This window comes from Youngiibacter multivorans, from assembly GCF_017873395.1.
GTDB lineage: Bacteria > Bacillota > Clostridia > Clostridiales > Clostridiaceae > Youngiibacter > Youngiibacter multivorans.
The window spans coordinates 1-18,960 of the sequence record NZ_JAGGKC010000036.1; the positions used below are offsets into that span (position 1 = coordinate 1).

16 protein-coding genes are annotated in these 18,960 nt (G+C 46.0%); 3 read left to right on the forward strand and 13 right to left on the reverse strand.

Annotated elements, in window-relative coordinates:
• Positions 1-251: 251 nt before the first annotated feature.
• Both J2Z34_RS15755 and J2Z34_RS15760 read right to left on the reverse strand, forming a co-directional pair.
• The gene (locus tag J2Z34_RS15755; protein WP_209460828.1) at positions 252-425 is read right to left on the reverse strand and encodes a hypothetical protein; all 174 of its coding nucleotides are present in this window, start codon (positions 423-425) and stop codon (positions 252-254) included.
• A gap of 112 nt (positions 426-537) precedes the next feature.
• On the reverse strand, positions 538-999 hold the full coding sequence (locus tag J2Z34_RS15760; protein WP_209460829.1) for a hypothetical protein: 462 nt from the start codon (positions 997-999) through the stop codon (positions 538-540).
• Between the two features lie 819 nt (positions 1,000-1,818).
• Between J2Z34_RS15760 and J2Z34_RS15765 the strand changes: the two genes are divergently transcribed.
• Together J2Z34_RS15765 and J2Z34_RS15770 are read left to right on the forward strand one after the other, a co-directional pair.
• The gene (locus J2Z34_RS15765; RefSeq protein ID WP_209460830.1) at positions 1,819-3,312 is read left to right on the forward strand and encodes a DUF1538 domain-containing protein; all 1,494 of its coding nucleotides are present in this window, start codon (positions 1,819-1,821) and stop codon (positions 3,310-3,312) included.
• A gap of 1 nt (position 3,313) precedes the next feature.
• Positions 3,314-3,961, forward strand: a complete 648-nt coding sequence (locus J2Z34_RS15770) for a P-II family nitrogen regulator (protein ID WP_245250853.1) — start codon at positions 3,314-3,316, stop codon at positions 3,959-3,961.
• Positions 3,962-4,217: 256 nt separating this feature from the next.
• Here the strand turns inward: J2Z34_RS15770 and J2Z34_RS15775 are convergent, their stop codons facing one another.
• The 3 genes from J2Z34_RS15775 to J2Z34_RS15785 all read right to left on the reverse strand — a co-directional run bounded on the left by J2Z34_RS15775 (position 4,218) and on the right by J2Z34_RS15785 (position 7,454).
• On the reverse strand, positions 4,218-5,846 hold the full coding sequence (locus tag J2Z34_RS15775) for a hypothetical protein (protein WP_209460832.1): 1,629 nt from the start codon (positions 5,844-5,846) through the stop codon (positions 4,218-4,220).
• A gap of 299 nt (positions 5,847-6,145) precedes the next feature.
• A complete protein-coding gene (locus J2Z34_RS15780; RefSeq protein WP_209460833.1) occupies positions 6,146-6,607 on the reverse strand; it encodes a hypothetical protein in 462 nt (153 codons plus the stop codon).
• A gap of 4 nt (positions 6,608-6,611) precedes the next feature.
• The gene (locus J2Z34_RS15785; protein WP_209460834.1) at positions 6,612-7,454 is read right to left on the reverse strand and encodes a hypothetical protein; all 843 of its coding nucleotides are present in this window, start codon (positions 7,452-7,454) and stop codon (positions 6,612-6,614) included.
• Positions 7,455-7,656: 202 nt separating this feature from the next.
• Here J2Z34_RS15785 and J2Z34_RS15790 point away from each other — a divergent pair, with 202 nt between their 5' ends.
• Positions 7,657-8,337, forward strand: a complete 681-nt coding sequence (locus J2Z34_RS15790) for a zinc ribbon domain-containing protein (RefSeq protein ID WP_209460835.1) — start codon at positions 7,657-7,659, stop codon at positions 8,335-8,337.
• Between the two features lie 2 nt (positions 8,338-8,339).
• Here J2Z34_RS15790 and J2Z34_RS15795 read toward each other — a convergent pair whose 3' ends face one another.
• The 8 genes from J2Z34_RS15795 to J2Z34_RS15830 all read right to left on the reverse strand — a co-directional run bounded on the left by J2Z34_RS15795 (position 8,340) and on the right by J2Z34_RS15830 (position 18,643).
• The gene (locus J2Z34_RS15795; protein WP_209460836.1) at positions 8,340-8,825 is read right to left on the reverse strand and encodes a hypothetical protein; all 486 of its coding nucleotides are present in this window, start codon (positions 8,823-8,825) and stop codon (positions 8,340-8,342) included.
• A 54-nt stretch (positions 8,826-8,879) separates the two neighbouring features.
• Positions 8,880-9,782 (reverse strand): zinc ribbon domain-containing protein, encoded by a 903-nt coding sequence (locus J2Z34_RS15800; RefSeq protein ID WP_209460837.1) that lies wholly within the window; start codon positions 9,780-9,782, stop codon positions 8,880-8,882.
• Positions 9,783-9,822: 40 nt separating this feature from the next.
• Positions 9,823-10,008, reverse strand: coding sequence for a hypothetical protein (locus J2Z34_RS15805; protein ID WP_209460838.1), 186 nt, complete (start codon positions 10,006-10,008; stop codon positions 9,823-9,825).
• The gene (locus J2Z34_RS15810; RefSeq protein ID WP_209460839.1) at positions 10,005-14,213 is read right to left on the reverse strand and encodes a double zinc ribbon domain-containing protein; all 4,209 of its coding nucleotides are present in this window, start codon (positions 14,211-14,213) and stop codon (positions 10,005-10,007) included. The genes J2Z34_RS15805 and J2Z34_RS15810 overlap by 4 nt, the downstream gene beginning before the upstream one ends.
• A 403-nt stretch (positions 14,214-14,616) precedes the next feature.
• Positions 14,617-15,183, reverse strand: coding sequence for a nitroreductase family protein (locus tag J2Z34_RS15815; protein ID WP_209460840.1), 567 nt, complete (start codon positions 15,181-15,183; stop codon positions 14,617-14,619).
• Positions 15,184-15,293: 110 nt separating this feature from the next.
• On the reverse strand, positions 15,294-16,472 hold the full coding sequence (locus tag J2Z34_RS15820) for an acetyl-CoA C-acetyltransferase (RefSeq protein WP_209460841.1): 1,179 nt from the start codon (positions 16,470-16,472) through the stop codon (positions 15,294-15,296).
• Between the two features lie 16 nt (positions 16,473-16,488).
• Positions 16,489-18,051: an acyl CoA:acetate/3-ketoacid CoA transferase gene (locus tag J2Z34_RS15825; protein ID WP_209460842.1), complete on the reverse strand. Its 1,563-nt coding sequence runs from the start codon at positions 18,049-18,051 to the stop codon at positions 16,489-16,491.
• A 154-nt stretch (positions 18,052-18,205) separates the two neighbouring features.
• Positions 18,206-18,643, reverse strand: coding sequence for an acyl-CoA thioesterase (locus J2Z34_RS15830; RefSeq protein ID WP_209460843.1), 438 nt, complete (start codon positions 18,641-18,643; stop codon positions 18,206-18,208).
• Positions 18,644-18,960: the final 317 nt, after the last annotated feature.

Below are 18,960 nucleotides of genomic sequence, written 5' to 3' on the forward strand. Positions count from 1 at the left end.
AACTCTAAAAAAAGGAAGATAAGAGGGTCCGGATTCCGTCCCCTCTTATCTTCTGCTCAAATCATGCTAATTTTGGGGGCTTTTTCAGTGCCCTCGTCCAATAGATGCTTGTTTTTTATCAATAACAACTTACAGTAATCAGTTCATTACATCAGTATCGAGAGCCTTTGCAGGCTCTCGACCATATTTACTCATCATCTTTTTCATTTGTTCAGTTGGGAAATCCGCTTACCATTTTCAATGCATTCTGTTTAATTCAGATATTCAGTCTGCTTGCAATCCATTAGATTGAATTCACGCTTGAAGATCTTCCTGCCACACCTGCATACTCCGTAGTAGTCTCTGAACATTGTCCTGTCCAGGAGATACATCTCGTAGTCCTTGATAAGCCTTTTCTTTCCGCATTCGCATTTTACAACGATCATCTGCCAACCCCGCCTGTACCAACAGATTCGATAGTCTCATTAACATATGAGCCACAATCTATGATATACAGTTGGATACCTCTAATCAATGTATATATTGCTAATTAATATTTTAACTATTCAATTTTGTAGTTGACTTGATTGCTCTTATCCACTTGTCCATGTATCCGGATAGTTCTTCGCTTCGAAAGCAAATCTCTTCCATGTCATTTATAGCCTTTATGGCCAGGAGACCCGTTTTCAGCTGTCTTGGAGACATTTGTCCCCTTCTTCCTTCACTGTCAAAAATCAGCCTTATCTCCACTTCACTTATACCAAGCCCGAAGTGTTCGGATGCCTTTATTATGTCAATCAGCTTAAGTGTCCTCATGGATTTTGAAACCGGCAGACCTCTGTCAGACTTGTAGTAATTCACAATCTTCCTTGCCGTAGCCTCACAGTCAGTGTATATGGATGTGAAGCTTCGAAGCTTAAGATTGTCCGTAATCGAGTATCTTTCGTTAAGTACCTTTACAATCTCTTTTCTTCTGGATTCATTCAAACGATTGGTGGTTGGTCCGGCAATATACACCATGTGTCCACATCTCCTCAATTATGATTAAGAGAGTATCCCCATAAGCCTTAGTTAGATTCATTGAATCAACTATGAGCTTGTCTTATCGTTTGTAATATCCTGAGTCTATGGTTTGAATGGACGTTGAAATAATATTACAGATCCGTTTATTACAGCATTACCTGAATGATTGTGTGCATTCAATGAATCAGCACTTATCATTCCAGTGAACATATTGAAAACAAACTCGGATTCATTATGCCAATGATAAGATCATTTATTCCAAAGGAGATAAGGAAAGTTAGTAGTTAATCCCCTGAAAGCGACTGATTCAAAATGAGAAACAACAATGAGTCTGTCATCTTATCGTATAAGTAGTTATCATGTTGGAATCCTTGATTACCATCCGAAATTTAAACCTACGTTCTTAAATCACAATACTCATTATCAAATAAGAAATGTTATCCAGTGAAATTAATCCTTAAATAGAATGATTTAACTATGCATATCAAGTGTTTCACCTTACGTAATCAATTATACTATAAGTTGTGAAGAATTGTTAATAAATTCTTCATATTTTACATAATAATAACTGTAAACGTTCAAATCGAGTTCATTGTTAAATTGAATCTAATTTACACCGAACCCGTTTATTATATCACAATTGACATGATTATATTTACCTCATATTTTGATTATCGAAAGATACTACATAATATCTCCAATTTACTCAGGAATACTCCGGATACCTATTCAAAATGAGAATGTGAATTTACTTTGAACATTGCCGGCATATCAGAATTATCATGTTATCATATTGCCAAGGAAGGAGGTGCAGCATTGAACGCACTGAAGTCAAAATTCACCGAAGTGACCTATTCGGTGCTTCCGGTAACCCTTATAGTCACAATACTTAACTTTACCCTGACACCTCTAGGAACGACAATATTCATACGATTCGTAATAGGTGCAATACTCATCATAATAGGACTCGGCATATTCCTGCTTGGTGTGGACATCGGAATCACACCCATAGGAAACCTCATGGGCTCAGCTATCACAAAGAGCGGAAAGCTCTTTATAGTTGTGATTGCAGGCCTGTTACTTGGCTTCCTCATATCGGTTGCAGAGCCAGACCTCCATATTCTGGCAGCACAGGTAGAGGCAGTCAGCGGAGACACGATAGAAAAGCTTCTGCTCGTAGCAGTAGTCTCCATAGGCATAGCAGCCATGGTAGCAGTAGGCCTCTTGAGGATAACCTACAACATACCCCTTTACATTATCCTTGCTGCAGCCTACGGACTCATACTCCTTCTGTCACTCTTCGTATCCCCAGAATTCCTCGCCATTTCATTTGATGCCTCAGGAGCAACAACAGGGGCTATGACAGTCCCCTTCCTGCTGGCACTTGCCATAGGCGTGTCAAAGCTCAAGAAGGACAGCAAGGCATCAGAGAAGGACAGCTTCGGACTTGTAGCCATAGCATCAGCAGGGGCGATAATTGCAGTAATGGCGATGAGCATAGTATCAGGTACCAGTGAGCTCCAGGGCTCCCTGGACATCGAGGTGTCAGGAAGCACCTCCTTAATCATGCCATTCCTGAGCGCTGCACCACACATCATGTATGAGGTGCTCATTGCACTCCTGCCCCTGGCAGGAATGTTCATGTTCGCACATTTTAAGCACTTCAAGCTTGAGAAGAGGACCTACAGGAGGATAATCGCAGGACTTGTCTACTCCTACATAGGCCTTGTCATATTCCTCACAGGAGTAAACTCAGGCTTCATGGATGCAGGCATAAGGATAGGCTATACATTAGCGGAACGAGGAAACACGACAATACTTGTTACAATAGGCTTCCTCCTGGGCTTCACAACTATACTTGCAGAGCCAGCAGTACACGTGCTCACAAGGCAGATAGAGGATGTCACAGCAGGTTATGTCAAGTCAAAGCTTGTGTTCATTACCCTATCCATAGGAGTAGGCCTGGCAGTAGCATTATCAATGGCACGTATAGTAACTTTAGGGCTCGAGCTCTGGCATTTTCTCCTCCCAGGCTACATAGCCGCAATAGTAATGATGTTCTTCTCACCGAAGCTATTCGTGGGAATAGCCTTCGACTCAGGAGGAGTTGCATCAGGACCAATGACAGCAACCTTCATACTTGCCTTCGCGCAAGGCGCTGCAGAAGCCACAGCACATGCAAGTGTCCTGAAGGACGGCTTCGGAGTCATAGCCATGGTAGCCATGACCCCTCTGATAGCACTACAGATACTTGGACTGGTATTCAAGAGAAGATCACAGAAAGGAGGAGTAAAGGACGATGCAGCATAGAATGGAAACCTGTCTTGAGCTTGTTTGCGTAATAGTAGACGCAGGCTGCGCAAGCCGCGTGCTGTCCATATCCAAAGAGATTGGAGTCACAGGAGGCACCATATTCTACGGAAGCGGCACAGCAAGAAGCAGACTCCTCGACTTCTTTGAGCTATCCTCCGTAAGGAGAGAGATAGTCCTCATGGCAGCAAGAGAAGAAGTGGCGAAAGAGGTACTTGAAACCTTAGGAAAAAAGCTGAACCTCCACAAGAAATACCATGGGATAGCCTTTACAATGCCCATCAGGGCAATGTACGGCTCAGTAAGCTGCAGAGTGCCAAAGGAAGAGGAAGGAGAAGAAGAAATAATGACCCACAGCTCCATATTCACAATAGTCGACAAAGGAAAGGCAGAAGCCGTAATAGAAGCAGCAGCAAAGGCCGGAGCAAGAGGCGGAACAATAATCAACGCCAGAGGCTCAGGAATACACGAGACAGAGAAGCTGTTCCACATGGAGATAGAACCAGAAAAGGAAGTAGTCCTCATCGTCGCAAAAAACGAGAACCTGGACCCCATAATTGAAAGCATACGAACCGAGCTAAAGCTTGACGAACCGGGCAACGGCATACTGTTCGTACAGGATGTTAAAAGGACATATGGACTAAGATGAGAAGGGACGGCCTGAGCCGTCCCTTCATTTTATTTCAAATCTTTCAATTCAAATCTTTCAATTCAAATCTTTCAATTCAAATCTTTCAATTCAAATCTTCAAATTCAATCTTTCAATTCACTCTTTCAATCCAAATCTTCACTCTTAATAGCAAATCATCTCATACATCCTCATATCCTATCTGCCCGTGATTGCAGCAGTTAAAAGAAACCGGCACTTTATTCCCCAAATTGGGACAAAGGGATATCCTATACAGCTAACCCTTCTTAGGCTTCCTCATATCAGTCCTCTTGCAGTGGAACCTGAAGTCACAGGCAAGGCACACTTCCCTATCAGAAGACAAGGCTGCAAATCTCCCCTCCCTGATACCGCATGAAGCGTCGCCAATATCCTTAAGGCCATTAAGCTCCAGTCCCTCATCCGAGTCAAATACTATAAAAGGATCCTTCTTGTCCTCACCGGAAAAGAACAGGATACGCCTCGATATCCATTCACCGGTCCGCTCCCCATGAAGTGAAGCCATTACCTGCAATAGACCTGCCTTCCTGTTGACTTCACCAGCTCCCGGCAGCTTTCCTGGAAACACAGAGAGTGCCTCAAGTTCACCCATAGGATTCTCAATCAGGGTAAAGGATCCTGAAGCGGCAAATCCTTCCGATTCAAGCCTTTCTGTGGAGTCATTCTCAAGGACGGTAAAATTAATCTCCTGCCCCTTTAGGTACTTCATTACCTGTCTCAACGCATAAGCTTCAGCCTTTTCGACATATGACCCACAGATATCCATATCTTTCATGACAGAAGACAGCAGATCTGAAACGCTATCCCTTGAAGCAGGAAAACTCCCTAAATCTTCTGCTATCTCATTGATTTTCCTTATTGTCCTTATGACAAGCTCATCTCTCAGGTGACTTACTGACCTAGAAGGCCTGAAGCCCATGACACTTAGAAGCCAGTATTTTTTTTGGCAGCTCCCATACATGTCGATGTCCCCGAATATGGATAATATTGCTTCTGAACCAGACGTTGCTGGCTTCTCTCCTATTGCATTAAGCCTGTCGATGCCATACAGCCCTATGGAATCCTTCATTATGCCTGCAGAGCCTGTTTCATACCCTTTTGTCCCCTTCCTGAAAAGGTCAGGGATAAGGACATCAAACAGCTCCTTAACATGTCTTACATAAGACTCAGGTTCAAGAACCAGGATTCCCCTATTTTCTTCAAAATCGCACAGGGTCCTTGAAAATACAGCCATATCCCTTACTTCCCTGCAGTCACCCTTCTTTAACCAAGAGCTGAAGGGGTCGAATTCAAGCAGCCTGTAGAAAAGACCGCTGAAGGAATATTCAGTAGCCATATATAGCCTGTGGTGCGCCTTCGATACCTTCTCAACAAACTTCTTCAGAGGTACCCCGAAAACACCTCTCATGGCTTCCTCAGCAAAGTCGATACAGGTCCAGTAGTATGAGATGATACTTTCATCACAGTCACATATTTCTAAATCATAGTCAGGAAAGAGCCTTATCATACATCCAATTAGAAGCATGACCTCTTCCCTTTCAAAGAAGACCACAGAACCCGGCGCATGGACATCAATACTCCGGTCCTCTAGATATCTGACAAGTCCAAGGGCTTCCCTGGAATTGACATCAGAGACAAAAATGCTTATCCCGCTCTTATCAGAAACCCTTCCCGACAAGAGTAGGTCCCTGATCAGTTCAAGCACCAGCTGATTAAGCTTCTCCTGCCTGACATCAGGTTCAGTTCCGTCCTTACTAGAAGCATGACTGTCGTATCCTTCACACTTTTCGCCAGCGAAGCTTATCCTGATCTCTATTTTATTCCCAGATTCAACCACCTCAAGGTCGTGGCCATCTGACGTTATCATCCTATTGGGTTTTAATTCACCATTGCCCCCATGCATCATATGCATCCACCCCTCAATAGTCAGTTCTTAAAATGCTCTCCACACAGGCTAATCTGTCTGGAGATCCAACTGATGAGCCTTATTACAGGTCTTGTCTCAAGATTTATGATATGCGAAGTCTGATACCAAGCCCCTTGAGATCAGGCATCCTTAACAAAATAAGACTATGATTCCAGCGAGGCTTAGATTGTTTCAATCCCAGTCCTTGCTCCAGATCCCAGGCTTCACCCAAACCTATGATAAAGCCAGGGGCTTCAGTTCTAGTCCGATACCCTGATCAGGACCTGCGGTGCCTTGTCAGGAAGAGGAAAGGATATGCTGATCCTGTCATAGGTTGCCGTGTCATACAGGGAGAAGTCAATTGAGGTCTTAGTCTCTACGTGGTACAGCCTGATGTTTGTAGCAGCGTCATATCTGTATTCCCCGAAATCATACCAGGTAAAGGTATAGAGATACTCTGAGTCATTCGGAGGATTCTTAAGAACGTCAAGGTACCTGTCCGACAGCTCCACAAGGACTGTCTTTCCATCACCTTTGAAGGTAAACCTTGCATCCTCGCTCTCATATGTGCCTGAATGAACTTTTGGCAGAGGAGTGTCAAGCTTTGGAGGCTTGTCATTGCTCCTTGTACATCCTGCTGAAATCAGAAGGGTTATGAAAATCACAGCTGTCAGAACTACATGGATCAGCCTCAACCTTTTTACCGCAAGTACAGTATTCATGACATTAATTACCTGAAACCCTGACATTCTTTGGACAGTGCCTCAGGATATGCTCAAGCACGAAATCAAAGTCCTCTTTCTCAGCATAAACCTGGTTCCTGGTCATTGACTCATTGACATAGATGGTATTCCTTGACTTTACCGCCTTGACAGACTTCACCTTCTTGAAGCTTGTATAAAGGCTCTGCTTGGTAGCAGCCATTAATCCAGCTCCGCCGGCAGAAAGATTTCCTCCGGAAAGCCCTATCAGGGCAGTCAGGAATCCAAGGGCCTGAGCCTTCTTGAACTGCCTGTCAAGCTGTATGTGATTAACACCCTTGTCATCCATCTTGAACAGTACAAAATACTTTCCGCCATTGATAATACCAACAAGAGGATAAGCAATTGTAAGAAGACCTGCCATTACAAGTACCCCATAACCAAAGATCTTACCCGCTATTTCCAGTGCTTCTCCAAACCCGTCACCTATCGTTATGAAGAACATGAATAAGGCAGGGACAAACAGCGATATCAGAAGCACCTTAGCTACTGTTATGAGTATCGCAGGATTCCTCCAGAAGGAGAATTCATACATCCATTGCAGGTCAGATCCATTTACTGTTATGTTACCGGTCTTTTCAGCTTTTGCAGCCTCTGTCTCAGATGATGAGTCCGCTGAGTCAGCTGCAATCTTCTCCATTTTGACTGGTTTGGTAGCCACCTCAGATACCACAGCCTTTTCTGGCTCCATGTTTTTTTCTTCGACGACAGTTTCCTGTGAGCTATTCAGTGTACCGAAAGGCTTGCCGCAGCCCTCGCATAAGTCTGCATCCCCTATTCTCTCATATCCGCAATTTTCACAAAACATCCTTGACCTCCTTGCACAGTTGCACATGACACCTAAATTATTGTTACTGGAATAATTACTTCTTTGCACATGATTAATGATTAAATGATTCCAATGATTTCAGCTTCCATCCTTTTATCAATTGCCTTCAAATGGATGGAAGGATTGTATATAATAATGGGGTGGGGAAAAAGAAAATACTAACCCCTTAGGAGAAACAGAAATGGCTTTTGAAAAGACGTTCTTCTGCACCCAGTGTGGAAACAGACTATCAGGAAAAAACAAGGTCTGCAGAAGCTGCGGCTTTGACATTGACTCAGACAAGCCTTATGGCGATAAGCCTGCGCTTGGTGCAGGAGGCACAGGCTGGTCCGAAGCGGTCAATGACTATAGGTTCGCAGGGTACCAGGGAAACAGAAGGACCTACATAACCATATTCACTCTGATCCTAGTCATAGCCATCCCATCCTTCCTGCTCCTTTCAGGAGACTTAGGACTTGACAGTGAAGGCATCATGGTCATAGCAGTACTCTCAGGAATGTTCCTCTTAATAGCACTATACTCCATAATGAACACCAGGAGGAAAGGCCTCGAGTGGACAGGAATAGTAGAAGACAAGAGAGAATACTACAGCAAGAAAAACAGCCACCAGAGCAATGTGATCATAGTTAAGACTGATAACGGCAAAATGGTCGAACTCCCAATGGGTGACAATCTGGTCCAATATGAATACTTCAAGTTAGGTGACAAGCTTAAGAAGCACAACAGGCCTAATCTTCGGGCCATTGAAAAGTATGACAAGAGAAGCGATGAGGTCCTGTTCTGTCCATCCTGTGGCACTTTGTGCGACACAAGGGACAATTACTGTAAAGCCTGTGGCTCACCGCTGCTTAAGGGGAGATAACCTCACCTTATCAGTTGGAAATGTACCATAACCTCAGAGTCTACCTTGCCATCATCGATCTTTATAATTGCAAGACCATCCACCATATGTCCTGAAGGATATAGCTTGACGGCACATATTAACTTCGGTTCCGGCTCCTCACGAGAAGTCATTATCCCGTCCTGAAGCTGGAACTCAATTCCTTTCCCAAGCCCAAATGACTTTCCATCCATTTCCCAGGAAAGCTTCAATACATTGCCATCTATCCAGCCTGTACAGCTGTAAGAATCACTGCTGTACAGGCTATTTTCATGCTCCTTAAACCAAAGCTTGCCCGAGTACTCACCCTGAAGCTCAGAAAGGGCTGCTTTAGTATTAATCCCCTGGTCCCCTATGATGTCAAAGGCAGGCTGCTCCAGCACCGGATTTTTTTCATCTTTGCCAAACGAGCAGCCTGAAACTATCAACAGTGCCATTGCAATAACCAAAGCCTTTATCATACCCTTCATGCACACCCCTCCCCTATGCCACACCAGTACTTATGATCAATGTAAAGCAATCGTTTATCTCACAAACAGCAGCACATTAATTAGGTCAGCTATGCCGTCCTTGTCCCAGTCAGAGTAGATGTGGCTCTGTCCATACTCCTTGCCGTCCTTCTCCCAGAAGATGATCTCGGCAAGCCTGTCATCACCAAGTGCCAGACTAAGGTATCCATCCTCGAAGTTGGCATAGAGAAGGTCCTTTGCTTCATCCCCTTCAAACTCGCTCTTCTCCCCGTCAAACTCCACGTAGTGGTGTGTGAATTCCACAGCCGTATTTAGTGTCTTCCCCTCGTCTTTTAAAGAGTTCTCCTTAAGGACTGCTGTTGAGAAGAAAGTCTCCTCCGGCTCAGACACGTAGTTTACAGCCATTACCTTCCACTGTCCAAGTATGTCCTTATATGCAAGAGCAGCTCCACCTTCAGGCACCTCGTCATAGGAGGCTGCCACATACCAGGAGAAGTCCTCCCTGGTGATCTCCTTATCAGAAGCATCCTTGCCAAGTATGATTCCAGGAATATCAGATATCCTGGGAATGCCATCCCCTCCAAGGGCCTTAACAGCCGCATATCCACATGCAGCAATGAGTACAACCAGAATTATAGGAAGTACCCTTATCCTTGCCCTTGGCTTGCTGTATGAGCCATAACCGCTGTCACTGGTCTTCCTTACCTCTTTTATTGTCCTGTCCTTCTTTTTGGAAGATTTATAACCTTCATTTACCTCTTCCTTCGCTTCTTCAATCACATCTTTACTTGGACCTTCACTCGCATCATTACCCGGACCTAAATCCGCATCGTTATACAAACCTAGGTTTGAGTCATTATATAACCCCTGGTTTGAGTCATCCTTCACAGGATTTCCGCAAAACTCACAGAACCTGCTGTCATCAGGTATCTGTTTACCGCATGATTCACAATACATAGGCTCCCCCTTAAAATCGTCTGTTATTCATGTAACCTGGTTATCTCCTCCTGGGCCGGATTTCCAGGAAGCTAAGTCCCGCCAGAAAAAGCAGCATGCTGCCTGTTATCATACCGACCTTAATACCTTCATTGTCACCAGCAGCCCTTGAATAGATGAAGAAGCCGGTTAAGGAGATGACTGCCATAATGGTCAGCACTATGGCAGCCTTTTTCCCTCCCCTCATATCTTCACAGCCCTGGACTTTGCCTCAGCCTGTCCAAGGATTCCATCCTTTATCCTGTAGGTTGACCTCATGGTGACAGTGAACTCATTGATCTTAGGATAATTGTAGTCGGAGTCATCGAAGGCTCCGCCATCAAGCTCAATCTCCAGCTCATCTATCTTACCTGACTTAAGTCCCTTGACATCGAATATGACCTTAAGCTTAAGTGTACCAGGCTCCCATCTAGGATTTGACATGCGTTTGAACTCGTAATCCGGGTGACTGAAGTCCATATTATTGACTAGTCCCAGGAACGCCGTAGTCGCCTTAAAGGACCAGATACCACCGCTGAACATGCCTGTAGTCTCCTTAAACTTTGATCCAAGGCTTCCCTTACCCTGTACATTACCAGGGTAGTAGTTCTCCCTAAAAGTCTTTGCTATCTCGCTCTTGAGGCTATCTGGCACAGTGTCCCCGCCATACATGTCAAAGTTGGCGTATCGCTCGAACATCCTGTGCTGTGTAAGGTATGTCACACCGAACCAGAAAAAGGTCTGAGGTTCAGAATTATGCTCGTCAAAGAACACATTGTAGTAAGCCTGTATCGCATCCTTGGCCCCAAGTGCAGGTGACACTAATCCCCTCTCCATGTCCGCCAGGTTCTTTACCACATCCGTCAGGTGCTGTATGAAGTAGGCATGCCTTTCCTGAAGCTTCTTGTTCTGGGAAGTATCCCCATGCTGATGCTCAATGGCATGACATAGCTCATGGTGAAGGGACTGGATCTGCTCCCAGTCACCTATGGCTTTAGGCATTGAAGCATCCTGAAGGTACACATAGTTCTTTCTTGAAACATCCAGGTAGCCGTCCTCATAGTGGTTTTGCTTGGTCGTAGGCGTATAAGGCATATGGCTTTCGCAGTATACCCTGTTCTCTATGAACCGAAGAGCACCGAAATAGGTTTCCAGATCACCTATCTTGATATACTTGTCCACGAATGTACCCTGACCGTATTCTATGAACCACTTGAGCATAGCCCTGTAGTCAGTCTGAGGCTTCAGGATACCCTTAAGCTCAAGAGGCTTGAATTCTGCTCCATCAAGAGCTGCAGAGACTATAACCTCAACCTCCGGAGCTATTGCCACTGCACTCTTTCCAGGATACAGCATGAACACTGAAGGCTTCTTCTGAAGGTCAACCTTCTCCTTGCTTGGTAGTGCCTCAGGTGTAACCTGTATATCAGCATCAGCTATTGCCTTCTTTGCATCATCAGCCTTCATGATCTTGGAAGCCTTGTCAGGAGTTACAGTTATCTTAAGTCCTTCAGAAGCCTTTCCGTCAGGTACCAGCTCCCTTGTCTTCTCATCCCATCTCATTACTGCAAGAGGCAGTATGTAAGCATTCTGCTCCCTCTTGTCCTTCTCCCCGTCAGTGAAGCAGACAAGCATAACCTTATCCCTGGTTTCACTGTTCTTAAGGTCAGAGTATGCAGTACCTATTCCCTCATAGCAGAGCTGAACGATGAACTTCTCTTCAATCTTTTCCTTTTTGGTAGTGGCGGTAAGCGTGCACTGGTACCTGTGTATGAATCTCTGGAAGTTCATTCTGCCGGCCTTTTCAGTGGCATTTGCTATTAGGATGTCACGCCCTGCCTTGTCCTTGTCCAGCTTAAGCTCGAACAGGTCAGACTTGTACTCCACAGCAAGGTCCGGCTTTTCTCCAAAGCCCGTAACCTTTACAGAAATTTCAAAGGCATCGGTAGAAGTGCCAAGTATGCTTATCCTGTCCTTTACTTCAATCTTCGGCTTTCCACCCATCCTGAAGGTCAGGTTGTTCTGGAAATAGGTATCAGGACCCTGATACTTGAAGCTTATTACGCAGGTTTCCGGAGGATTTTCATTTTCAAGCGTTATCCTCATACCCTTGCCTTTTGCTCCACCTGATATTGCCATAAGCTTAAGTCCTTCTACAGGAGTAGAAGCGAATATGGTTATCTGGCCGTCAAGGGATGGATCATGAACCCAGCCGCCGTCAGGCAGCTTCTTCTCTATCCTTGCAAATACCTCCTGGTCAGTCTTACCATTCTCAATGACGCTTCCGAAGGTCTTATTGACTATCATCCTGTAGTCGCCTGTCTTCTTGAGCTCCTCTTCCTTCTGCTTCCTGGTGAGCTTAGCAGCAGTGACCGCCGAAGCAGATGCACCTGATGCACCTGCTGAAGCCGCGGCAGCAGCCGCTGCAAGGGCTGAGGCTGTTCCAACCACAACTGCGGTCTTCATTGATACAGGAGCACTGTCGCCTGAATTTCCCGAAGCGTTGCCATCAACTATCTCAGGACCAATGACTGCAGGGTCCTCATCTTCTCCACCAGGACCAGCAATTCCACCGACCACTCCGTCTGAATCCCACTCGTACATGTAGTCCATGTACACCTCTTCGAAGCTTAGATCTCCTCCATAGACTATGACACTGATTGTCATCCTGTCTCCCTCAGTCCCTCTGTCAGGCATATGTCCGAATACAGATGCGACAGTCGGCTGGTTAGGATCCACTGATGCTATGGCCACAGCACCGTAACTCTTGTCATATATTCCCCATAATCCCACATTTGTAGCATACATTCTGCTGATATAGGTACCAGCCTCGTAATAAAACTGGACTACAGCAAAGCAGGCGTCCCTGAACTCTATGTTGTCATAGCTGAGCAGCTTTGCCTGAAGCTCCATCTCGACCTTCTCACCCGGCTTCAGGTCCCTCTTGGGAGCAGAAGTCCAGGTAATCCTGCTGGCTGCACTCTCGCCAGTATTAAAGCCATTTCCGCCTACAACGACTACATCCCTCATCTCGACTTTGCCTTCCGCATAGTCAACGAAGTGTTCAAAGGCTCCATTTAAAGGATCGCCACCTGTCCCGAAATCATACGGGGAATATCTTATATTTGCTCCAACGTACTTCCATTTGCCTTCTTTGGTCGGTATCTCACTGGAGGCACTTAATGAAGTAAGGGCTCCGCAGTTGTCACAGTAAAGCACCTGACCCTTTACCTCCTCCTCAGTGAAGGTATTGGTAAACCCGCAGTTGTTGCATTTTGAAGAATAGACGCTGCTAGCTTCAGCAGCGATAGGCGCTCCCTGCATGACTGCAAAGACCAATAAGGCTGCCGCAGCAAGCCTTTTTGCCTTTGAAAGTGAAAGCACAGTTCCTATGACCACAAGAACAATACCCGCACCATATCCCATGCCGGGAACTGAAGCATATGCCATAGGCACTGCAGATATGAATCCAAAGACAGCCCCGTTGGAAAGAGCCTTTGCATTCTGTACAACAGCATTCCTGTTCCTTGAAAAGACATTTGAAACCGAAAGGAACATACGCCTAACATACCCGTTTTCCTGACCCATAGACTTGAATGTACCAATAGCTGCAACAATACCTATTACACTGTTGTCAAAGGAATTGTCACCAGTGAAGAAATTGAACAGTATAAGTGAAAGACCGAGCCCAACAAGGAAGAATCCAGCTCCACCGGAATTTTTCACATTCGGAAGCCTTTCCTTCAATCCTCCCCTCTTAAACAATCCTACAAGGGTCCCTGCAAAGAAGCCCTTGCCGACTATTCCACCGACCATCTTGAGAGGCTCCTCACTGAGTCCGCCCCTCCCGAAGGTCGCCCAGTTTACCATATCCCCATAAGGAAGCGAAATATCCAGCTCAGGGAGCATGGACAACACAAACCAGAAGATGCCGAGGAGTAAGCCCGGAAGCAATCGCTTCGGCGAGCCAAGTGACTTGAAAAAGCCTCCGATGAGACTTGTCAGCCATGAAAACAGTACCGAGACAGGATTAGATACCACTTCCTTTTGAGGCACAGCTGTTTCAGACATCCTTGGCTCAATGCTGAACACCACCTCTCCAGGAGAATCATACTCTTCATTTTGTTTACCAGCTGCGCTCTGAACCGCTGCTGGCTTCGCCTCATTCTTTACTCTCTCCTTAACTGCTTTAGCAGGAGACTTTACTTTTACATTTGCCTTCTCTTCAGCAGCCGCAAGAGCTCCTCCGCACTTCCTGCAGAACCTGGTACCAGTCTTAGCCTCCGTACCGCATGATCTGCATATGACAGTATCCTTTTTATCTTCCTGAACCGTTGACACTTTTCCGCAATACCTGCAGAACTTGGCATCGTCCGATATTTCCCTGCTGCAGCCTGAACAAATCCGAGCCATAATCTCAGTCCTTCCAAAAAACGCTATTTGGCATAATTTTATCATAGGTCAGGCATAAAACATATTGATACTTTTACCAATAAAGAGGATATCAGGATATAAAATTAACAGTGCCTCAACGTATTCCCAAATTAACCTAAATATTTATAATATCTTAGTATATTCACAGGCATCACGTCATGTCATTAAGCCCTACTAAGAATATTTTTGGAAATATGAAATATCACTTGAAGAGCTTGGTCCATCCGGATGCTGCACACAAAAAGGCAGCCCTTTCGGGCTGCAAGTCAATCCATGCGGTAATGGATAATATAAGCTTATTAAGTATTGTTGTTTATTACCTACAGGTCTCATTGATACCTTCGGTGACCTGGGCATAGACAATAAGTTCCTGGTGGTAATGTCACCTAATGAACCGGACCTTCTCCTCAAGGCTCTTCCTCCTGGTTACACCGGGAGGTGCAGCCGGATATCCTATGCAGACTATGCCAACTGGATCCTTGTCTACTCCAAAAATCTCCTTAGCGCTCTCCTTCTCGTAGAGTGTGTACCACAGGGACCCAAGACCCAGACTGTGGGCAGCGAGGCACATGTTCTGGATTGCTGCGCTGCATGCATCCACATAGCATTTTCCTGGTTCGTTTAAAAACTGCTCCGCCCCGTTCTTGGAAGGGTCACCAGTCACGACAATAAGCACAGGGGCCTGGGTGACAAAGTCCAGGTCAAAGGATTCAAGCCACTTCCAGCCGCTTCGGCTGGCTAGATACGCCTTGGTCTTCTCGGATTCTTCCTTCAGCCTCTTTCCGTACTCCCTGTCAAGGACCACCGTGAATTCCCATGGCTGCTTGTTCGCAGGCGACGGAGCATAGGTAGCGCATTCAAGTATCTTAAGGATCTTATCTTCCTCAACCTTTTTGTCCAAGAATGAGCGGCAGCTCCTTCTGTTCATTATGGCTTCAATACAATCCATATCTGACCTCCTTCATGATTTGGAATTGAGGCCCTTAGGCTTCCTGTCTCAGCGCGTAAATTAAGCTGCAAAGCAGGAAACCTAAGGGCCTGCACGGACAATGATATATATCAGTCAACCCTAATGAGCATTGCATCACCCTGGGCTGCTCCGCTGCAGATTGCAGCAACTCCCGTTCCGCCACCTCTCGCTCTGAGGGCTTCGACCAGGTGCATCACAATCCTTGTACCTGAAGCACCAATTGGATGTCCGTAGGCAATTGCTCCGCCATCGATATTTACCTTGGAAAGGTTCCAGCCGGCAATCCTGGTGCTTACAAGCGCAACTGCTGCAAAGGCCTCATTTACCTCAAAAAGGTCGACCTTGGAAACATCTATCCCATACCTGTTAAGAAGCTTGACTGTAGCAAGTCCTGGAACAGTAGCGATATACTTGGCGTCAGTGCTTACTTCCTCGTGGCCGAGGATGGTTGCAAGTACAGGAAGTCCCAAAGCTTCAGCCTTTTCCCTTGACATTACAGCTATTGCACAGGCTCCGTCATTGACTCCAGGTGCGTTGCCTGCTGTGACAGTGCCATCCTTCATGAATACCGGAGGCAGCTTTGACAGGGCATCTATGGTAGTTTCAGGTCTCGGGGATTCATCTGTATCTACGATGACAGAGCCCTTCCTCCCCTTTATCTCCACAGGAACTATCTCATTCTTCAGCCTTCCGTTCCTCATGGCATCATCAGCCTTCATCTGGCTCATGAATGCGAATTCGTCCTGTTCCTCCCTGGATATGCAATATTCTTTGCTCACCTCAGAACCATGCACAGCCATATGCCTGTCATAGAACGGACACCACAGCCCGTCATTCATCATCAGGTCAGAGGCAGAGGCATCACCCATCCTCATGCCCCATCTCGAGGATTTGAGTATATATGGAGCATTTGACATGCTCTCCATGCCGCCGGCGATAACCGCATCATTGTCTCCCGATAGTATTGCCCTCCTTGCAAGTGCTATTGAAATCATCCCCGATGAGCAAACCTTGTTTACGGTTATCGAAGGAAGCTCCCATGGCAGACCTGCATTCCTTGTCGCCTGCCTGGACGGTACCTGGCCACAGCCTCCCTGCAGGACCTGACCCATATATGCATAGTCAGGAACCGATGGATCAATGCCAGCCCTTCTTACAGCTTCCCTTATTGCAATTCCTCCAAGCTCAGTTGCTGAAAGAGGCGCAAGGCCTCCTCCGAACTTGCCGAAGGGTGTCCTTGCGTAGCTTACTATTACAGCTTCTCTCATGATTTACCTCCTATAGTCAAAGCACCATTCCCATCAATGCATCAGTGAAGATTTTGGCATCCATTACCTTCAGGTCATCCGCAATCTTTGGAATGAAATCCATCTTGCCTAGGATGTCCTTCTCAACGTCAACACCCGGAGCAACCTCAACAAGCGTCACACCATCCTCAGTAAGCTTGAACAATGCCCTTTCAGTTATGTAGTATACGTTCTGTCCGGTCTCCTTGGCATAATCCCCTGAGAAAGTGACCTGCTCCACCTGGTCAACGAACTTGACCTTGTCACCGTCAGTTATGATATCAAGCTTTCCGTCACCAACACGTATGTCATACTTGCCTGCAGTCATGCTTCCGCAGAAGAATACTGACTTTGCATTTTGGGTAATATTGATGAATCCGCCAGGTCCAACAACCCTTCCACCGAACTTGGACACGTTGACGTTCCCGCTTCTGTCCACCTGGGCGCATCCAAGATAAGCCAGGTCAATTCCACCGCCGTCATATATGTCGAAGTTGCTGCATTGTGAAAGAAGCGCATCTGGATTGATAGATGCTCCAATACCAAGGCCACCGACAGGAACTCCTCCGACAGCACCAGACTCTATGGAAAGTATTATCTTGTCATTGATGCCCTCTTCAGCAGCTACGGCTGCAACAGCCTCAGCAACTCCTATTCCAAGGTTGACCAGAGAACCCTTCTTAAGGAACTGTGCGCCAATCCTGCCGCAGACCTTCCTCTCGTCAAGAGGTATGCTCTTAATGGCTGACAGAGGAATCTTAGCCTCACCGGTAAGCTCAGGCATGTAAGTGCTCGAATGGAAGCCCTGGGGATTCTTCACAAGGTCCGGAGCAAGTACAATGTAGTCTATGAGGAATGAAGGTATCTTAACCTGCTGGGTATTAAGTGAGCCGGTCTTTACTACCTTTTCCACCTGAACAATAACCTTGCCTCCGGAATTCCTGGTTGCAGTAGCGAGCTCCAGCTGGTCCACATATACTGCCTCCTTATGAAGAGTAACGTTACCGGCCTCATCCGCATAGCTGCCCTTTATGAAGCATACATCCAGAGGCACCGTATCATAAAGCAGGTAATCCTTGCCCTTGATGTCTATAAGGCTCACTATCTCAAAGCCGGAATCCTTAGACAGCTGGTTGACCTTACATGCTTCAACCCTTGGGTCAGCGAAGGTCTTAAGACCCACATGGGTAAGGACGCCAGGCTTTTTTCCGCCAGCTGCCCTCAGCATATGGCTTGCAACACCCTGAGGCACCAGGAAAGCTTCCATCTTGTTCTCTACGATAAGCTTCGACAGCTTTGGCTCAAGACCGAGATGGGCGCAGATTATCCTCCTTATAAGCCCCTCATGGGCGAGATGATTTCCTCCCCTGTCCTTTCCATCCCCCATACCGGCGCCATGGAAAAGAGTCAGGTTGGCAGGCTTGCCGGAAGACACGAACCTGTCCTCCAGTGCAATCAGAAGCTCCTCAGGAGTACCGAAGCCTACGAAGCCGCTCACCCCCACAGCATCATTATCCTTGACAAGACCCGCAGCAAATTCAGCAGCTACAACTTTAGCCATGAAAAATCCCCCCGTTTCATTTATCCTTACTGTCTTACAAAGCAATAAGCATGCCACGGGAGGATACTGATAAAACGTTGGTATGCAACGGATTAAAAAGTCAAAGCTAAATTATCATGTCAAGCAAATTCAACATGTCTATGATTGTAGTCAATTACCTGCCCTCAAGGCTTGACCTGAACATCCTGTCAGCCCGTAGTCTTATGGCAGACTCTTCCGGACTGATTGGATCATCCAGAGAAATGCCATGGGGTGAAGGCCTGCCATCATCATCAAGACACACGAAGGTAATGAAGCCTTCAGCTGTTGTAGAACCATCCATTCCGGTCACACTGCAGTATACAATTAGGCTGGACTTGCCGGTCCTGGCCACAAAGCTTCTGAAGTCAATAAGGTCTCCTCCCTTTGCAGGCTTCCTGACAATGAAGTCAAGTATCTCAAGGCAGACCAGGCTCTCAGGCTTTCCTGTGGCCTTGGCGGCACTGATGAAGCAGCTCTCTACGAACCATTCAGAAAGCCTCCCGGCAAAAAGGGTGTCATGATGGTTAAGGTGCTCATACCTTACCAGCCTAGTAGTCTTTTCGATCTTCAAACAATCAGCCCCCAATAAAAATTAGTGTCTATATTTATCTACATGTATATATTTCTATACAACGTTTTTCAGCAGAAAGGTATATTTAACTCCCCGAAAGCGCTTAATCAAGCGACTTGTTGAACTTCTTGTCAATGGCATGGAAATTGCTATGTAATAATTGATAGTTCTGTATGCATGGAATACTTGCATCACAGAGAAGTAATTGATTATGGTGCATTCTTTCTTATATGGCACTGGCCAATCACCTTGAACCACAGATATTTTATTAGACATTCAATCATAAATATCTGCCTTCAACTTGAAGTATAATACTA

Excerpts from the sequence above, each read along its gene's own strand:
- J2Z34_RS15755 (WP_209460828.1), bottom strand. The coding sequence starts at position 425 with ATGATCGTTGTAAAATGCGAATGCGGAAAGAAAAGGCTTATCAAGGAC.
- J2Z34_RS15760 (WP_209460829.1), bottom strand. The coding sequence starts at position 999 with ATGGTGTATATTGCCGGACCAACCACCAATCGTTTGAATGAATCCAGA.
- J2Z34_RS15770 (WP_245250853.1), top strand. The coding sequence starts at position 3,314 with ATGGAAACCTGTCTTGAGCTTGTTTGCGTAATAGTAGACGCAGGCTGC.
- J2Z34_RS15775 (WP_209460832.1), bottom strand. The coding sequence starts at position 5,846 with ATGATAACGTCAGATGGCCACGACCTTGAGGTGGTTGAATCTGGGAAT.
- J2Z34_RS15780 (WP_209460833.1), bottom strand. The coding sequence starts at position 6,607 with ATGAATACTGTACTTGCGGTAAAAAGGTTGAGGCTGATCCATGTAGTT.
- J2Z34_RS15785 (WP_209460834.1), bottom strand. The coding sequence starts at position 7,454 with ATGTTTTGTGAAAATTGCGGATATGAGAGAATAGGGGATGCAGACTTA.
- J2Z34_RS15790 (WP_209460835.1), top strand. The coding sequence starts at position 7,657 with ATGGCTTTTGAAAAGACGTTCTTCTGCACCCAGTGTGGAAACAGACTA.
- J2Z34_RS15795 (WP_209460836.1), bottom strand. The coding sequence starts at position 8,825 with ATGAAGGGTATGATAAAGGCTTTGGTTATTGCAATGGCACTGTTGATA.
- J2Z34_RS15800 (WP_209460837.1), bottom strand. The coding sequence starts at position 9,782 with ATGTATTGTGAATCATGCGGTAAACAGATACCTGATGACAGCAGGTTC.
- J2Z34_RS15805 (WP_209460838.1), bottom strand. The coding sequence starts at position 10,008 with ATGAGGGGAGGGAAAAAGGCTGCCATAGTGCTGACCATTATGGCAGTC.
- J2Z34_RS15810 (WP_209460839.1), bottom strand. The coding sequence starts at position 14,213 with ATGGCTCGGATTTGTTCAGGCTGCAGCAGGGAAATATCGGACGATGCC.
- J2Z34_RS15815 (WP_209460840.1), bottom strand. The coding sequence starts at position 15,183 with ATGGATTGTATTGAAGCCATAATGAACAGAAGGAGCTGCCGCTCATTC.
- J2Z34_RS15820 (WP_209460841.1), bottom strand. The coding sequence starts at position 16,472 with ATGAGAGAAGCTGTAATAGTAAGCTACGCAAGGACACCCTTCGGCAAG.
- J2Z34_RS15825 (WP_209460842.1), bottom strand. The coding sequence starts at position 18,051 with ATGGCTAAAGTTGTAGCTGCTGAATTTGCTGCGGGTCTTGTCAAGGAT.